Below are 15986 nucleotides of genomic sequence, written 5' to 3'. Positions count from 1 at the left end.
CCATGCATGTGTGCGTCAATCGCTAGCGACGGCACGCTACGAATAATGCTGGGCGATTCGGACAGTGCCTCATTGATAGTTTCCCCGCCGCTGTCGGAATTCCCTGGGACTCACGCCTTCCTGGCGGCGGAAAAAGCGCGAGAAGTATGCTACTTCGGAGAACCCAAGTAGGTTGGGAATCTGCGCCACCGTCATCGCCGTATATCCGATGAATTAGGATATTGAGTTTCGAACGCCACTTCGAGCATACCCGCTAAAATCGGCACAGAGCCGCCCTCGCGCAAGGCCTGGGTGGTGCTCGCGCCAAGGGCGATCTGATAGGTGATCCACCTTCAATGCTCGGCCCGAAGCAACCCTGCCGTCGTAGTCAACACCGGGGGCCGGGAAACCATCGGTTGCACGCGGAGGTTCGGAGCCAGTCATTCAACTCTGCCTCGCACCGACTGAGCCAGCGAGTGGGGCGCCTCGGAGCACTTGTACAACTGTCCTATCGAACCCAAACGTTGACGTTCCTTGCCCCCACTCCGCAATGACTGGACAGACGGCATTGCTCAATAACCAACAATACCGGATCTAGTAGGTACATTTCTCTACAAGCGTAGTTTCGATGAGCTTTTGTCGCCAGATTGAAGTTCTGCCACCACTCCGCCTTCCACCGCCAGCATGCCAAGCTCGCGTAAGCGGTGCAACCGCGCATAGACAGTTGTACGAGAGATTCGCAATTGCCGCGCCACCGCGGCAACGTTGCCGTTATGGTCACGCATAGCTTGCTGAACAGCTCCGAGCATTTTTTCCTCGAGGCTTTCTCCGCCTCTCTGCAAGCTGGGCTCGGCGTTGCCGGAAAGCACGGATTCGGCCTCCAGATCTTCCACCGTGAAATCCGAATTCATGCGACGCGCTGTGCTGCGATTAAGCGGCCCACGCGCATAAAGGACCCACAAGTGAGTACCGTCTGCGCAACAAATGCGTTGAGGACCGCGTTGCGGCCTCAGCACTCGGCTTAGGAGAGTGGTCGGCGCATCGCTGAACAGGTCGCGCAGCGTGAGCCGACCAACAGATACGTTTTGCGGCAACGAGAGCATGCGACGCGCCATACGGCTCGCAGCGCGCAGACAACCATCCTCCTCGACCGCGAGCACCCCCGAGAGGGGAGTTGCGAGCCAACGAGAATCATGATGCACACGCAGAAGATGGCAACCGCGCAATGTTGCGAATAGGCGCTGCTCAGCGGCTAATGCCGCGAGCCGGAATTGTTCACGTATTTGCGCCAAATCGCGCTGGCCAGTGCCTGTGATATCCAGCGCGCCTACCACCTCGCCATGCAGCCCAAAAAGGGGCACGGCAAGACACGACACATGCTCGAAATCGTTGAGGTAGTGCTGACCGCAGGTTATCGTCGCTTCAGCCCCCTCGTGGAGCACGCAGCTCGGTGCCGTCGTGCCGAGATGGGATTCGAGAATACGTCGGCCAGCGACAATCGGCCGGATCAAAGCGTCATCACATCCCGGGCTACGGCGCGCATGGATCACCGTACCGTGTGCATTCGCGCAGAAGATCGTCCAGCTATCGCCGCCAAACGCGTCCCAAAGCTGCTCGATTTCATCAACGATACAGCTATACAGACGTCGATCATCAGGCGTTTCAAGTGTACTGCGTGTGCCGCTGAGCAATTCGTATTCAGGCGCCTGACCTGGCACCAAACCCGCGTCCCGGGAACGCACCCACGAGCGCGCCACGGACTCAGGTAGCAAATTCGGTGTCAACTCATCGGGCAGTTGCCCACCGTCACCAAAATGCTCACGGGCCAGTTGCAGTTGTGTGAGTACGTTACCGCTCATCGACTCGGGTGCGGACGTTCGATTCATTCAGGCTCCCGTTGATGCATTGCGCTAAAAGCGGAAGATTGGCAGCAAGGCTAAGTCAACGCAAGAAGACAAGCGACACCACGTCTTTTGTGGGTCCGACTCCATCATTTCGAGTCGATCGACGTGCGCTGGATGCTGAGCTTGCCGGACACAAGCTAGGATACCTCGGCTCGGCAGCGCTCGGGCGGTGGTGGGATGCACCCTGTATGCGCCATTGCACATACCGTAAGAAACGCAGGATCTGCTTGAGCGTGACATGATGCGCGCAATCTTCAGTAGCGTTGTCGATTTGCGCCTCTCAGACGAGCATAACATGTCATTTAACCAATCGTGACAGAGTTCATAAAGCGGCAATACGCTTAAAGCCCGCAGATGTCGCCATGCTCCAGCACCGCAAAACTGCCACCCATACCTTTCTCGACTACAAAGGCGCGCAACTCGCTTCGCGTGAGCGGTCTCGTCGCCAACAGTGTCGGGTTCGGCCGATGCCATAGCCGGCAACAGATAGCGTGCTTCCTTGTCGGTCACGAGTTCAAGAGCGATGCCGAGCCCCACTTTGCAATTTTCACCGACGCGAGGATGCGCGACCACAGATGTCAGTTGCTCTGCGATATATCAGCCCACATCGGCGGGCCTGGAGTTGCCCCTGTAACTCAGGACACGCAGACATCGTTACGTTGATGATACCGCAGCACGCCTAAACTCGCGAGGCCGGCGGTATTTCAGGGCTTTATGTGGATGGCGCTCATTGTAATGTTCAAACGCGATAGCCAGACGCGAGAGCGCCGTCGGTGCGTCAGGCTTATCCATATAGGCGACGTAATTGTGCTTCATGGTCTTCACGAACGATTCGGCCATGCCATCGCTCTGCGATGAACGTATCGGTGTGGTCAGCGGCTCAAGGCCCAGTTCGCGAGCGAAGCTGCGCGTGTGATGGTCGATGTAGGCCGAGCCGTTGTCCGACAGCCATTCAATGGGTTGCGCGGCCTGCGTGGTGCCGAAGCGCTGTTCGACGGCGGCCAGCATTACGTTGCGCACAACGTCACCGTTATGTCCGCCGGTGGTCGCCGCCCAGCTAATTGCCTCCCGGTCGCAGCAGTCCAGCGCGAACGTGACGCCCAGCGGCGTGCCGTCGTCGCACCGGAACTCGAAGCCATCGGAGCACCAGCGGGTGTTACTGCGCTCTACCGCAACGCTACCGTCATGGCGCCGCTTGTCTCGCCGCACGCCGGAGCGGCACAGCAGCAACTTGTGCTCGTGCATCACCCGACACACCCGCTTCGCGTTGATGCGCGGTGCGCCGGTCTGTTCTCGACTACTGCGCAGCAGCGCCCAGACACGCCGATAGCCGTAGGTCGGCAGATGCGCCACATGCCCCAGAATTTCGTCGACCAGCCCAGTGTCATCAGTCTCGCGGGTACGGCGACCATCGCGCCAGTCAGATGAGCGAACCCGCTTCACCACCACAGCAGAGCGCGCCACGCCGAGAACTTCGCAGACCGTCTTCATCGGTCGCCCCTGGCAGCAAGGGCGAGCACGCAATCGGGTCTTTTGATCGCCCCCAATCCACGGCTTCTTTTAGGATTTCCACCTCCAGCGTCTTCTTCCCGCGTAGCCGTTAGAGTTCCTTGATTTCCTTGATGGCGGCGGCCAGTTCAGATGCGGGTACAACAGATTCACCTGCCTTCACCACCGCCAGACTGCCTTCCCGGTATTGCTTGCGCCAGCCGAACACCTGGTTGGCGTTGACGCCGTGCCGACACGCTACGGCCGACACCGATACTCCCGGCTCCAGTGTCTCTTGCACGATGTCGATTTTTTCCTGCGCCGTGCGCCGACGGCGGCGCTCCGGCTCGGTCAGAATTTCGATGCTTTCCACGTAATGACCAGGCTTACTGATAGGCACAAGACTATCCCTTATTTTGAGAGAGTCTTCGTGTCGTCAGATACGTAGGGCCGCTCCAGATCCGCTCGACGAGGCCGTCTTTAGTACGATGTGACGGCGATCGAACTCGCTCAGTGGGCCTTTGATTTTCATCGCCCTCTACTGCTTCAGTGAGATTGAGACTGGCTCAATATTTCATCGTTTTGTTCATTCCCATATCTCTTGAAAAAACCATTTGCAATGCCAACGACAGCGGCGACAAGCACTAACCACGGCAGCTGAGTTGAAAGACCTTCCGTCGTTCCACTTAGAGATCCAAAATTAGTGACTGCGATAATTACGACAACAAGCAGCCCAAGACCGCCGAATGCTGGGGCGATGAAGCCTTGCCAGAGCATGCGTTTCCCAGTGCGGGCGAAGTATCCAATGACGCCGGCAGCACCGAGCGTTTGCAAGACCAAAACACCCAGCGTGCCAAGTGCAACCATCCACATGTAAATGACTTGCACGGGGTCAGCTTTGCCAAACATGAAAGCGGCAAGGACCGCTGTACAGGATATCGTCAACACGACGCTTGCAGCATGCGGGCTGCCGTGACGCCGATGGATCTTGGTTAGAGGCGCAGGTAGGAAATTTACACGCGCGAGCGCAAAGAAGTACCGGCAAAGCGCGTTGTGGAACGACAGCAGCACCGCGAACACGCTCGTAAGGACGAGTACTTGCATTGCCTGAGTCGACCATTCACCAACAAATCGCGTATTTGCCGTAAAGACGAAAGTGATGGGATTAGCGGTAGCCTCGTGCTGGATATTTTGTCCAGAGTATGCAAGTGCGAGACACCACATCGTCAGTGTGTAAAAGACGCCAATCAAGCCGATCGCAATATAAGTCGCACCCGGAATCGTTCGCTGAGGATTCCGCGCTTCCTCACCATAAATCGTGGTTGACTCAAAGCCTACGAAGCAGGAAAACGCGAACATGAGAGCGGTACCTATGCCGGAAGACTTGAGTGTCGTTGCCGAGAAAATTTGTAGATCATTCGCGTGTCCCCCCGTCTTTACGAGGACAGCGCCATCGAAAATGACGAGGATCAGGACCTCGAGGATCATCAACACTCCGAGGACCCGTGCAGAGAGGTTGATGTCCATGTAGCCAAGCACGCCGGTCATAGCGACAGCTACGAACGCAAGCATTCGCCAGTCGAGTTCGAGGCCAGTAAACGACTTGATCGTGTCGGCACCAAACGCGGCAAACTGGGCGTAAATACCGATCAACATACACACGTACGCCAGTAGCGCTACGCCGGCGGCCGCGTTGCCCGCGTGCTTGCCTAGCCCGCGACTGACGAGTTCAGCAAACCCCCCGGCACTAACCACGTATCTACTCATTGCGGCAAACCCAACAGCAAAAAGCAGAAGAATGCAAGATGCGATGAAGTACAGCCCCGGGGCAGCATTTCCGCCCATAGAAAATACAGCTGGACCGGCTCCCAATGTCGCCCCGAGGGGAGCGGCAGCGGCCACAACGAAGAACACGATGTCCGCGATACCCAACGAAGACGCCTTTAACTGCCCTGTCGACTTCTCTCGATCCATGATCCCACTCCAGTCAGATTAGTTCTTGTGCAAATAGCGTTCGGTGATTATTGGCCTGCACATTGTGTCCAGCAACGAGTCCTTACTGATCATTCAATCGCGTTTGGTGATCGAATCCGCGAGCATCAGGGGCACCGCGCTCCGCAGCCGCCTTCGGAAGCCACTTCCAAGATCGTTGCGATCAGCGTGTGGGACTGCGCAGACCTTTGGTACCATTGTTGTATGGTGCACTGACAGTGTTCGCACCCTAACTTTAGAGAGCCTGCGGTGAATGGCAGGGCGTGCTCCATGGATACGCGACAGCTTTTGTTGGCAATACGCCTCGCCGAGACCTTGCACTTTGGCAAGGCGGCGGAGATTGAAAACGTGGCTCAGTCGGGACTGAGCGCACAAATCGCGAAGCTCGAGTCGGAACTCGGATTCGCGATCTTCGAGCGAACAAACCGCAGAGTTGAGCTTACTGACGCAGGGAAAAGCTTCATCGAGCGCGCCCGCGAGATTCTTGGCGACATGTCGAACACGATTATCGAGTGCCGGGCGATCGCGGAACGAAGCCGGAGTGTCTTAAAGCTTGGTTTCTTCGGCGAGGCGGCCGGCGAGCTTACGCACCTGATCTTGGACATGTTTAGACATACCAATCCTACAGTTCGGCTGGTCTGCACCGAACTTACAATGACGAATCAAGTTCAGGCACTAATCAGCGGACGCGTTGATGCAGCACTCTTGCGATTGCCGATCAATGACGACCGGCTGGAATTCAACGTGATGTACAACGAGCCCCGGGTCGCGGTCGTACCAGCAGATCACCCGATGGCGCGCGCGTCTCTTTTGGAGGTTTCCGATCTCTTCGGGCAACCATTTGCCGTAGCAGCGGCCGGGGCACCGTCCGAATGGGCCTCGTACTGGTGCCTGGAACCGGAATGGCATGAACAAACTCGCGTTGGCGCGTTTGTTCAGTCCATACCAGAGAGTCTCGCCGCCGTTGCATATAGCGGTGCATGTGACACGTTTCCCTTGAGTGCAACGAGGCTATTCTCGCATCCTGGTGTTCGATACGTACCACTGAAAGATGCGCCGCGCAGCGCACTCGCACTTGTCAGCGTGAAGGGAAATCGAAATCCCGCAGTTCGCTCACTACGTGAGTGCATTTCGCGAACGCTGGACACATCGCTTGCTCAGTTACCCGAAGCGCGCAGGGACATCGAATAACTGATGCCACAAGCGGCTCTTTTCGAGACGACAACCAAGGCAGGCACGCTGGCGGCAAGTTTGCTACCGGTCCCGAGCTGAGCCCTCTCTGCGAAAAGATGCTCGGTCGCGCGAGTTCCGTAAGCGCGACGCGATTACCACAAGACGCGTTAGTCCCGCCCGATGTTGCTTAACCCGTGCTTGATTACTAGGTCATTACGTACAGCCTCAATCCACTGAGAGTGTTGCGATGTCGGCCGATGCTTCGCGCAAAGCGCAGCCGAAGCGCCGAGACGCCGCAACTAGTTTCGTGAACGTTGCCCCGTTGACGAAGTCCCTTACACCACACGTCGCAATGTGGCTGTAGTCAAACGGCCGCATAGCTGGTGCCGTGGCGATGCGCGAGAACGCCGCACGTGTGCGACAAATTCCGAACACTCATCCGCGCCTGCAAGTGCGAACGCGGACAGGTGGTGCCCGATAGCAGCTCGCGTTTATACTCAAGCAGGAGTTAGTTGGCGCCCAGCACTTTAAAAATTCCATTTTATGGATTATCGAATTACTATTTTGGATGTCAACTTAGATTAATTAATTGCCATTTGAATAAATCAGAATAATAATATCCTTGGTGGTCTCGATGTAGCCATTGATATCTTCGTCCGTCATCGGAAGCGTCAACCCCAATTGACCGCGATGCACCGGAAAATAACCTCTAGTTGCCATTTCGAGAGCATAAATATTCATGCTGTTTTCATCGATCTTGTGCCAATAATCTCGGTGCGTAGTAACCTGCTGCCCGACGGTTTTTGTAAAAGCATAACCTAAGACAGAGAACGAACCAAACACGGTAAACGGAAATCCACACGCCTCTGCCCAAGAGTTGAGTTCGCGCTTAACCTTTTCCGCCATCGCATTTAGCCTTTGATAGGCTTCAGCATCCATCACCTCCAGGCACGCACTTCCCGCCGCACATGCGAGCGGGTGCCCGTGGTGCGTACCTGAGATCATGACCTGATTCTCCTCTACCACGCGGAAAATTTTTCGACTTCCTCCGATAGCACCGATCGGCAGACCGCCTCCAATCATTTTCCCAAGCACGGTCATGTCAGGCTTCACTTGGTACACGCTCTGCAGTCCGCCGTAGGCCGCGCGCAACGTAATTGTTTCGTCAAAAATGAGCAGAATATCCAGCTCTTCTGTCAGAACCCGGAGTTTTGACACAAAGTCTTTCTCAAGCTCAACTATGCCTCCTGCGCACGATTGCAACTCCATGATGAGACATGCGATATCCTTCGCATTAGCCCTAAGTATCTTCTCGCAGGACTCGAAATCATTTTGAGTGAGTACGACAACATGGTCGCTCTTGTAAGATGGAATTCCATCAGAGTCGGGCAAGGACTTGGGGTTGGAACTCGGGCCGGGAAAGTTTTCAGGGCTGGGGTGAGCCGAGACCGCGAGATCGTCAGTAAAGCCGTGGTATCCGCCCTCGAATTTTGCTATTTTTCTTCTACCCGTATATCCCCTGGCAATACGGATTGCCCCCAAGCAAGCCTCGCTTGCTGAACAAAAGAATTTAACCTGGTCGACCGAGTCGATGCGCTCGCAAATAAGCTTGGCGAGTTCCAATTCGGAGTCGGCAGGGTTGCCAAACGAGAACCCATTTTGCAGCGTCTCCTGAATGGCCACCAAAACTCCAGGATGATTGTGCCCCAATACATTGGTGGAAAAATTATTATTTAGATCGAGAAGCTTCCTTCCCTCGATCGTATGAATATATTGCGCCTCGCCCTTTTCGACAAAGATCGCGTGCGGTCCATATCCAAACGTGCGCCGACTGAATCCTCCGGGAATATGATCTTTACCCTGCTGCGTCTTTATTTTTGATAGATAAAAGGCGTTGGAAAAATTGTCGAGTGACTGCTGGTAGCTAAGATTCATGATTCCAGTGATCCGGAAGTGTTAATAGGATATGAGAAATCAGCCAAGGAAGCAGCGGGCTTTCATCGGATTATATGTCCAGCGATGTCTCGCCATGCACCTTCCCGCGATAGTATGCGCGACCTCAATTCGAAGAAAGGTTAGTTTTGATTCTCACCAAGGCCCTTCTCGTTACGCACCGACGATTGACAAAAACGCTCCACGAGGAAGGGTGGTTCATATTATTTTCACAATCAACCACACGTCAACCCAGACCTCGTGATTAATCAATCATGATTCGCGATTGATTAAAAAATATGTGAAATATAAAGACTTCCCGATAGAGCAATCGCACGTCTAAATAGCGCCCACAGACCCCACATAAATGTCCGCTTATTTGCATTATCGATTCGTGACCACAATACTTACGCGCCCACTCGACAGCATCTACGAGACGCTAAAAAACATCATTGCGCCACGCAAAATTCCGCGAACAGCATCACCAATCGATAATAGAATGGATTACTTCGACCACTACCGGCAACACTTATCAAATTAGCCGCCCCTATACAAGCAACAGAGTGGTCCGACCTTGCAGGACGTAGTTTAAATTCGTTTAAATATTGCATCCAATCCAGATAAAACCAATTCCCTATCGCCGTGCAACATACAAATCGATGCGGTCGTTTAAATGTGTGATTCAGATACCCTCCGACCAGCGGCAATCGGCAGTAGAATCTCATCTTCGCGCAATAAGCTCCAGAGTGCCTGCACGACGGCACCCTGCACATTGACGCGGAGGATACCCAATGGTCATCGCCAAGCGCCTCTGGTAAGCGCTCGTCGTCATCGACGAAACATCTATGTGGCTGCAGATCAACCAAAGAATTCGCGCGCTTAGTGCGTGAGTCAGAAGTTCACATTGTGTGAGCTTGCAACGGCACTGCATCTGCGTTATGTGAGACTGCTCGAGTGAGAGCAACGAATGCCGGAAGCAACACCGTAAGCAATTGCTCGCCAACGCCTGATTTCGATCAAGCAACTTTCAAGCGATGCCTATGCGACTCAGGTGCATGTTCGTTTGCCCCGTCAGACTCTAGCCGGAGGGAATGAGGCGCCGCGCCTCAGATTTCTGCGGTGCACAGGTTTTATGCAAAGTGGTGCACCGCGCCAGTTCTTGCGGCAAAGCGCACCACTATGCTTCCTTCCATCAACTACTCGAAGGGAGTCCATTATTACGACAAATGGCGTGTACTCGATATCTCCGCCACAAGCGAAGATTCCGCAAGCCGCCACCCAGGCTGAAGAGCGTCAAATCGGATAGAGCGGCGCCTCTCCTTTGATAGTGAGCCATTGCCATTGAGTGAACTCTTCCCAATTGGCCGGCCCGCCGATGCTCGTACCGTTCCCCGATGCGCCCACACCACCGAATGGATTGATGACCTCGTCGTTGACGGTCTGATCGTTGATGTGAAGCAGGCCCGTACGAAGCCGTTCGCCCATGTGTAGTGCACGTCCGACATTTGCGGTGACGATTCCAGTTGACAAGCCGTACTCGGTGCGATTGGCGAGCGCCACGGCCTCGCCGTCGGTATCAAAAGGCACAACGACCGCAACTGGTCCAAAGATTTCTTCGTTAAAGGCGGGGTTAGTCGGAGTAACGCCGCTCAGTACAGTTGCTTCGAAGAACAGGTCTTTATAGCCGCCACCGGTTTCGATCTTTGCTCCTGCGTGCTTTGCATCCTCTACGATGCTGGCAACATGATCACGCTGGGTGGCGTTAATCAACGGCCCTAGAGCGACATTGGACTGAGCCGGATCCCCCACGGAAAGACTGGCCGCCTTCGCCGCCAATTTTTCAACAAAGCGTTCATAGATGCCGCGCTGCACAAGCAAGCGGCCCGAGGCCATGCAAATCTGGCCTTGATGGAGATAGGTACCCCATGCTGCGTTGGCAACGGCAAGATCCAAATCTGCATCGTCGAGGACAATAAGTGAATTCTTTCCGCCGAGTTCCAAAGACACCTTCTTCAGGAACCGGCCAGCGGCCTCACCGACCTTGCGCCCAGCCGCCGTCGAACCCGTGAACTGAATCATCGCGATGTTCGGGTCGCTCGTTAGCGCCGCACCGGCCGCACCGTCGCCGGGCAGCACGTGGAGGACGCCTGCGGGCAGGCCAGCCAGCTCGAACAGGCGCGCGATCGTGAAGCCACCACAGACCGAAGTGCGCGGATCAGGTTTGAGCACGACGGCGTTGCCGAGCGCGAGAGCAGGGGCTACCGCACGCATGGCAAGGTACAAGGGAAAATTGAACGGCGAAATCACGCCGACCACACCCAACGGGCGCCGCCGAGCGATGGACAGGCGACCCGGCACCGACGGGAGAACTTCGCCTGCCGCCCGAGAGGGCAAGGCAGCCGCCTCATGCAAAGCCTTGATCGAAATCGAGACTTCAAAAGAGGCCTTGGCTCGTGTCGACCCACTTTCTCGAACAACCCAGTCAACAATCTCGTCGAAGTGCGTTTCCGCAGTGCGTGCGGCTTGTCGCATCACAACCGCTCGCTCGTCGTACGGCAACGCCGCCCATGAAACCTGCGCAATGCTCGCCGCTGCCGCGGAAGCAGCAACAAGGCTCTCGTCGGCAAGTCCTACGCGTCCAAGTGCGTCGCCGGTCGCCGGCTCCACTACATCCATCTCCCGAACACCGGCTTGCCACTGCCCGGTGAACAGGCGAGCCTGCCAAATTTCGCGCTCTTGCAACAGTGAGGAAGATGTGGTGCTCATACAGACTCCTGATTCGTTCGGGACAAGTTCGCCAATAGCGACATACGCCGAAGATATAAATGCAGCCCAAGGGTATGCCATTGGGACTTTTCCGCGCGGCTCGGAGCCCCATGGATGAACGACGAAGGCGGCGAAAGTGTTCAGAAGCAGGACAGCGCCCACCTTGACCGTCAACCCCGTTCGCGCTGTTTTCACATGAGGCGATCGAAACATTGTTATGCAACTACGATCGCCGAGCGGGATGGCAAATCCGTATTCGTCGCAACGGCCCATAGCGCCCACCCGCGATTCGAAACGGAGGCCGCTCGCCTACCTTACGTTTGCATGCCTTGCGGGCCGACGCCTAAATCATGGACCTGGACAACAGGATCTCGTTGCCTAAACCGACGCGCTGGAACGCTTGATTCAGCGCCACGTTGTCGCCACAGCAACATTCTCGCGCCCCCCCTCGACGACTCCCCCTCAGATTGGGGCGATCGAGCGACCTTTTTAATATGACCCTATTTTGTAATGCGCCTGCGGCACGAATTGAGCACATCGGTGGAGCGCATCGCGGGGCCTTTTTACGGAACAACGACACACCGGCCCAAACTCGTCTCTTAAAGTTTCTACGTAGAAACTGTCAGACCTCGGCGCCCACATACGCAACCACACTTCATTGCGCGCTAGCTTGCGAACTAATCCGCCTACTAAGGCAGATCCTACATTCGGTGGGATTCTCCACCGCAGTTACACGACACACGTGTCCGAGTCCGATTCGATCGGCAACCTAGGGCCCATGCAGTTCGCCCGGGCGCACAATACAAAGCAGCAGGTTTTAACCTCGGACTCTAGTGCCGACTCGAGCAAAAAAATAGGGGCAGGTCAAGATGACCTCGATCAGACCGGGACTGAAACGCGGCGACCTTGTTCCGGCCGGTTGCCTTCGCGTAGTACGGCGCCTCGTCCGCTGCCTTGATCACGGCGCCAGCATCCTCTTCCTGCTCCGGCGTCCAGCTTGCCAGGCCAATACTGGCTGTGACGCGCCTGTATTCGCTGCCAGCATGCTTGAGCGCCAGTTCATCGATGCCGCACGAATGCGCTCGGCGATCTGCGCAGCACCCGTTTCCGGCGTATCGGGCAACAGCACAACGAATTCTTCCCCACCGTAGCGAGCCGCGGTATCTGCCGGGCGTCGGATATTCCCGCCGATGCAGCGAGCAACAGCCGCCAGCTCGTCGTCGCCCGCCTTGATGGCCGTACGTGTCGTTTGTACGCCTTGAAGCGGTCGACGTCGACAAACAGTAGGGAGAAAACGGAATTGGCCCGTCGGACGCGGCGCCATTCGCGGTCCAGCACTTCCCCCGAAGCTGCGCCGATTGTTCAAACCAGTGAACCCGTCCGTGTGTGCCAGGAGAACCCGTTCGGACTCTGCCCGCATACGAGGCCCCAGTTGCGTACCGAGCATGATCGACACGACGATAATGGCGACGCCGAACGTGGCCACCAGCGCGCCGATCATTACGGCACGGTGCTAGGATGTCCTGTTCCGCCTCCGCGACCATGATGATCAGCGGCAGCTTCGGCAAGTGCTTGAAGTAGTAGAGACGACGCCCCCATCGATCGACGCCGTTCCCGAAAAAGAACCCTCCTGCCGTCTGGAAGCGCCGGAATGTCGCGGCCTTGCTGATGTTGCGGCCGATGATGTGTACGTCGTACGGGTGACGCATCACCATTATGCCGTCGTTGCCGATCAGGGACATCGAGCCGTGCTGCCCGAGCGACAGCCCGGCAAACACCTGGCGGAAGTACTCAAAGTCGATCGCGATCAGTGCGATGCCGCCAAACGAGCCATCGGGGTTCGAGACTCGCCGTGACAGCACCATGTTGAGCGATCCGAAAAATTCCCCTGGCGCGGCACGTCGTTGGCGGAATCCAGGATGATGTTTCCGCCAGCGTCGAGCCGAGAAATTGCGCCGACAGACACGTGTATCACACGCAGCGATGAGTACGACGCCATCGCCCTGGCGTCATGCCGAGCACGTCACGAAACGCTTTGCCGAATGCCGCTTCCGACCGATAGCCAACGGCCTCTCCGATCGCGGCCTGCCCGCTCCCCGAGTCCCTCAACAGTGCGCATGCGTGCATCATTCGGATCTGCGCGACGAACGCACCGACGCTCATCCCAGCCTTCTCGCGAAAATGCCGCGCATACGTTGCGCGCGACATCGCTGCGACATTGCCAAGCGACGCAACGGTCCACGGATGCGCCGGTGCCTGCAACATAGCTCGAATCGACGGCCCGAGCCGCGCGTCGACCGCGACTGCGAGCCACCCTGATAGCATCTGCGTATCCTGGCCATATGCGCGCAGCGCATACGTGAGCAGAGCCTGCCCAAGCGCATCGACAATCGCACGGGCGCCCGGCTGCTCTCTCGACATCTCGGAGCGCAGCAAGCCCATGAGCATTTGCAGCGGCTCGAGCCCCGACGACTCACACAACCCTATGTGCATCACCCTCGGCAGGGCACGCAACATCAAGTCACCGGCGCCGCGACCAAAGACAAGCCGGCCGCACAGCATGTCCACGTTCGCGCTGTCTACGTCACCGATGTTCGATTGAACCGGCAGCACCGTGACGTTCGTCGCAGCCAGTTCACGTACTGGCACGGTTACAGCGCCGCGCGCGCCAATCGCATCCAGGATTTCGTACGCGCCGCCACCAGGCAACAGCAAGAGATCACCCTCCCCGAGCTGCTGAGTGCGGCCGCCTGCAACGCGTAGTCGGCACTGTCCCGAAAGCATGAGATGAAACGCCACCTCACTGGGCGGCGGCGCGTCATACGCAATCGTAAACGTACCGTCGAGCAGGCAACGCATCTCCAATTCAACTCGGCTGCAGCCCAACGACAGCAATTGGCTCAACGCATCCATTAGACAACTACGCAAAATCGTCACTTTAGCTCATCAAAGCCATCCGCGCGGACATTCAAGAAATTCACCCATCATCGACGTAGGATCCCAATAATCGTCACCGTTTGGGAAGTGGAGACGTCACGCGTCGGTTATGACCAACAAAGAGCTGCGGAATTCTCGTGAACTCACGAGGTTGTTCGCCGCACACTAAAGCTATCACCCGCACGCCGTCACGAATGGCATCGGTAACCACTCAGATTCGCGCAGGGACGCCTGGACAGGTTTGCCACGCACGCTCGAGGCTGAAACCCTACGGCACCGTTGCAGACGCGGAATCCACAATTCGGCCTTCGACGTCAGCGTCCCGACTATGTTCTTGGCCAGCCGAATGACGCGACCTGCCCGGAGCTTTTCGCAAGCCAGCGTCGATCCAAAATCGACGTGGCAATCGCGTGCGACCAAAAGTACCCGGTCGACAGTCCAGCTTCCAACCGATTATTGCTGGGCTTCGCAAGTCGAGTCGAAATTCACGGATCGATTACTGTTGCACACGCGTCCGTCGGCGCCGCAGCCACGTGCCCCACGACCGGCACGATCTTTATTCCTGCCGACGCGATACGACACGGCGCTGCAGCCAGACCGCATCCGCCAAGGACGATACAGCCAGCAACACACGCAGCACGAATGAACCACTTCATATACGCCTCCTGATAGCGATCAGCACACAATCCGAACCCGCCGTGACTTGATCAGCCTGCGTTCAGACAAGTCATGGTAGCATACAAACCGTCTAGACGGTTTGTATGCTACCATGACTTGTAAATCGAATTCGCCGACGTGACAACTTGCGCAGCTCGATTGATCGCTCAACGCGTAACGAACACTCCGGAGCCCGGTGTGTCGTTGTCTCGGCACAATCAACGAGCAAATGACGACATCCATCGATGCGAGCGCAGCAGACCGTACTCCCTTCTTTCACTCATCAAACGGCAATCATGCGCCACCTAACCGCCCCCAACCGAGTCCCAAGATTTTCAATCAGAACGTTGCTTTTGCTTGCAGCACCACTTGCTGCATCGCTCGTGAGCGTCCTCGTCATCGTGACGGTATTTTCGACCGACGTTCCTTACCTGACGAACGGCTTCTGAAACGGCTCCAGATGAAAATCTCATACTTCATACCGATCGTATCGTGCATGGCTGCGATCAGTTTCACTTCGACAACACATGCTCAGTTTCGCGGCCTCGACGATTTGAATCGATTTGGCGAGAAGCGCACCATGTGCCGTCAAGCGCTCCGGTCATCAGGCATGGAGGATGATATGGATCAACGTATCCGCGATCTTGTCAGGAAATCGTACGACAGCGTCGGCCGCAAGCGCGGGCCGGCCGGATCGCCGGATGCCAGCACCTATCGTGAGATGCTCGAAGACTCCGTCAACGATCTCAGGGATCCTGTGCTCAAGCAGTTGACAGATAGCTGCGCAAGCAATTTCACGATCAGCGAACTCCATGGCGTTAACGATTTTTATATGAGCGCAGCCGGGCAAGCATGGCTTCGCAAAGGTCGAACCACCATCATGCCAGAGATGGACAGAGCAATCTCCATCGTTCAGCCTCGGATCAATGAAATTGCGGAAAGTCGATACTGAGGAAGCGTCACTGAACGACGCTCGTGTTACCGGCGGGAATCCATGCCCGCCCATGAAGATGCTTCGCTGGCGGCCGGCAAGTCGCCACACCAACCGCCCTTTCCGCAACGACGTTTGATTTTTCTAATGTTCGCTGCTGCGCGTCCATTGAACAAACCATGCAACTCTGGCAGGTTCACTGCGTCGCCTGCAGTCGACATAGGTAC

At 56.4% G+C, this 15986-nt stretch carries 9 protein-coding genes and 2 pseudogenes; 2 read left to right on the top strand and 9 right to left on the bottom strand.

Going from position 1 to position 15986, the window contains the following annotated elements; translation table 11 throughout:
• Positions 1-69 precede the first annotated feature (69 nt).
• From HWX87_RS35445 to HWX87_RS35430, 4 genes and pseudogenes are all read right to left on the bottom strand, one after another.
• On the bottom strand, positions 70-195 hold the full coding sequence (locus tag HWX87_RS35445) for a helix-turn-helix domain-containing protein (RefSeq protein ID WP_080741460.1): 126 nt from the start codon (positions 193-195) through the stop codon (positions 70-72).
• A gap of 395 nt (positions 196-590) precedes the next feature.
• Positions 591-1865 carry a helix-turn-helix domain-containing protein gene (locus tag HWX87_RS35440; RefSeq protein WP_175825375.1) on the bottom strand — a complete coding sequence of 425 codons (1275 nt, stop codon included), beginning with the start codon at positions 1863-1865 and terminating at the stop codon, positions 591-593.
• 672 nt (positions 1866-2537) lie between these two features.
• Positions 2538-3735: pseudogene (locus HWX87_RS35435) on the bottom strand (IS3 family transposase).
• Positions 3736-3917: 182 nt separating this feature from the next.
• Positions 3918-5345, bottom strand: coding sequence for an APC family permease (locus HWX87_RS35430; RefSeq protein WP_175912591.1), 1428 nt, complete (start codon positions 5343-5345; stop codon positions 3918-3920).
• A 288-nt stretch (positions 5346-5633) separates the two neighbouring features.
• Between HWX87_RS35430 and HWX87_RS35425 the strand changes: the two genes are divergently transcribed.
• A complete protein-coding gene (locus HWX87_RS35425) occupies positions 5634-6554 on the top strand; it encodes a LysR family transcriptional regulator (protein WP_175912592.1) in 921 nt (306 codons plus the stop codon).
• Positions 6555-7121: 567 nt separating this feature from the next.
• On the opposite strand, the gene HWX87_RS35420 is transcribed toward HWX87_RS35425, so the two are convergent.
• The 5 genes and pseudogenes from HWX87_RS35420 to HWX87_RS38365 form a co-directional block, all read right to left on the bottom strand.
• Positions 7122-8471 carry an aminotransferase class III-fold pyridoxal phosphate-dependent enzyme gene (locus HWX87_RS35420; RefSeq protein WP_176051487.1) on the bottom strand — a complete coding sequence of 450 codons (1350 nt, stop codon included), beginning with the start codon at positions 8469-8471 and terminating at the stop codon, positions 7122-7124.
• A gap of 1290 nt (positions 8472-9761) precedes the next feature.
• Positions 9762-11234: a benzaldehyde dehydrogenase gene (locus HWX87_RS35415; protein ID WP_175912596.1), complete on the bottom strand. Its 1473-nt coding sequence runs from the start codon at positions 11232-11234 to the stop codon at positions 9762-9764.
• An 830-nt stretch (positions 11235-12064) separates the two neighbouring features.
• Positions 12065-13194 (bottom strand): annotated as a pseudogene (locus HWX87_RS35410) (diguanylate cyclase); the annotation flags it as partial.
• Positions 13195-13205: 11 nt separating this feature from the next.
• On the bottom strand, positions 13206-14147 hold the full coding sequence (locus HWX87_RS35405; protein ID WP_176051486.1) for an AraC family transcriptional regulator: 942 nt from the start codon (positions 14145-14147) through the stop codon (positions 13206-13208).
• Positions 14148-14656: 509 nt separating this feature from the next.
• On the bottom strand, positions 14657-14827 hold the full coding sequence (locus HWX87_RS38365) for a DUF6726 family protein (protein WP_321852686.1): 171 nt from the start codon (positions 14825-14827) through the stop codon (positions 14657-14659).
• A 230-nt stretch (positions 14828-15057) separates the two neighbouring features.
• Here HWX87_RS38365 and HWX87_RS35400 point away from each other — a divergent pair, with 230 nt between their 5' ends.
• Complete coding sequence (locus HWX87_RS35400; RefSeq protein ID WP_175912615.1) at positions 15058-15780, top strand: DUF2059 domain-containing protein; 723 nt, start codon at positions 15058-15060, stop codon at positions 15778-15780.
• Positions 15781-15986: the final 206 nt, after the last annotated feature.

This window comes from Burkholderia sp. BCC1644 (genome assembly GCF_902833225.1).
GTDB lineage: Bacteria > Pseudomonadota > Gammaproteobacteria > Burkholderiales > Burkholderiaceae > Burkholderia.
This window is presented reverse-complemented; position numbering and strand designations above follow the sequence as displayed.

Bases quoted from the DNA above. Each gene is read 5' to 3' on its own strand.
- HWX87_RS35445 (WP_080741460.1), bottom strand. From the start codon at position 195: ATGACGGTGGCGCAGATTCCCAACCTACTTGGGTTCTCCGAAGTAGCA.
- HWX87_RS35440 (WP_175825375.1), bottom strand. From the start codon at position 1,865: ATGAATCGAACGTCCGCACCCGAGTCGATGAGCGGTAACGTACTCACA.
- HWX87_RS35430 (WP_175912591.1), bottom strand. From the start codon at position 5,345: ATGGATCGAGAGAAGTCGACAGGGCAGTTAAAGGCGTCTTCGTTGGGT.
- HWX87_RS35425 (WP_175912592.1), top strand. From the start codon at position 5,634: ATGGATACGCGACAGCTTTTGTTGGCAATACGCCTCGCCGAGACCTTG.
- HWX87_RS35420 (WP_176051487.1), bottom strand. From the start codon at position 8,471: ATGAATCTTAGCTACCAGCAGTCACTCGACAATTTTTCCAACGCCTTT.
- HWX87_RS35415 (WP_175912596.1), bottom strand. From the start codon at position 11,234: ATGAGCACCACATCTTCCTCACTGTTGCAAGAGCGCGAAATTTGGCAG.
- HWX87_RS35405 (WP_176051486.1), bottom strand. From the start codon at position 14,147: ATGGATGCGTTGAGCCAATTGCTGTCGTTGGGCTGCAGCCGAGTTGAA.
- HWX87_RS38365 (WP_321852686.1), bottom strand. From the start codon at position 14,827: ATGAAGTGGTTCATTCGTGCTGCGTGTGTTGCTGGCTGTATCGTCCTT.
- HWX87_RS35400 (WP_175912615.1), top strand. From the start codon at position 15,058: ATGACGACATCCATCGATGCGAGCGCAGCAGACCGTACTCCCTTCTTT.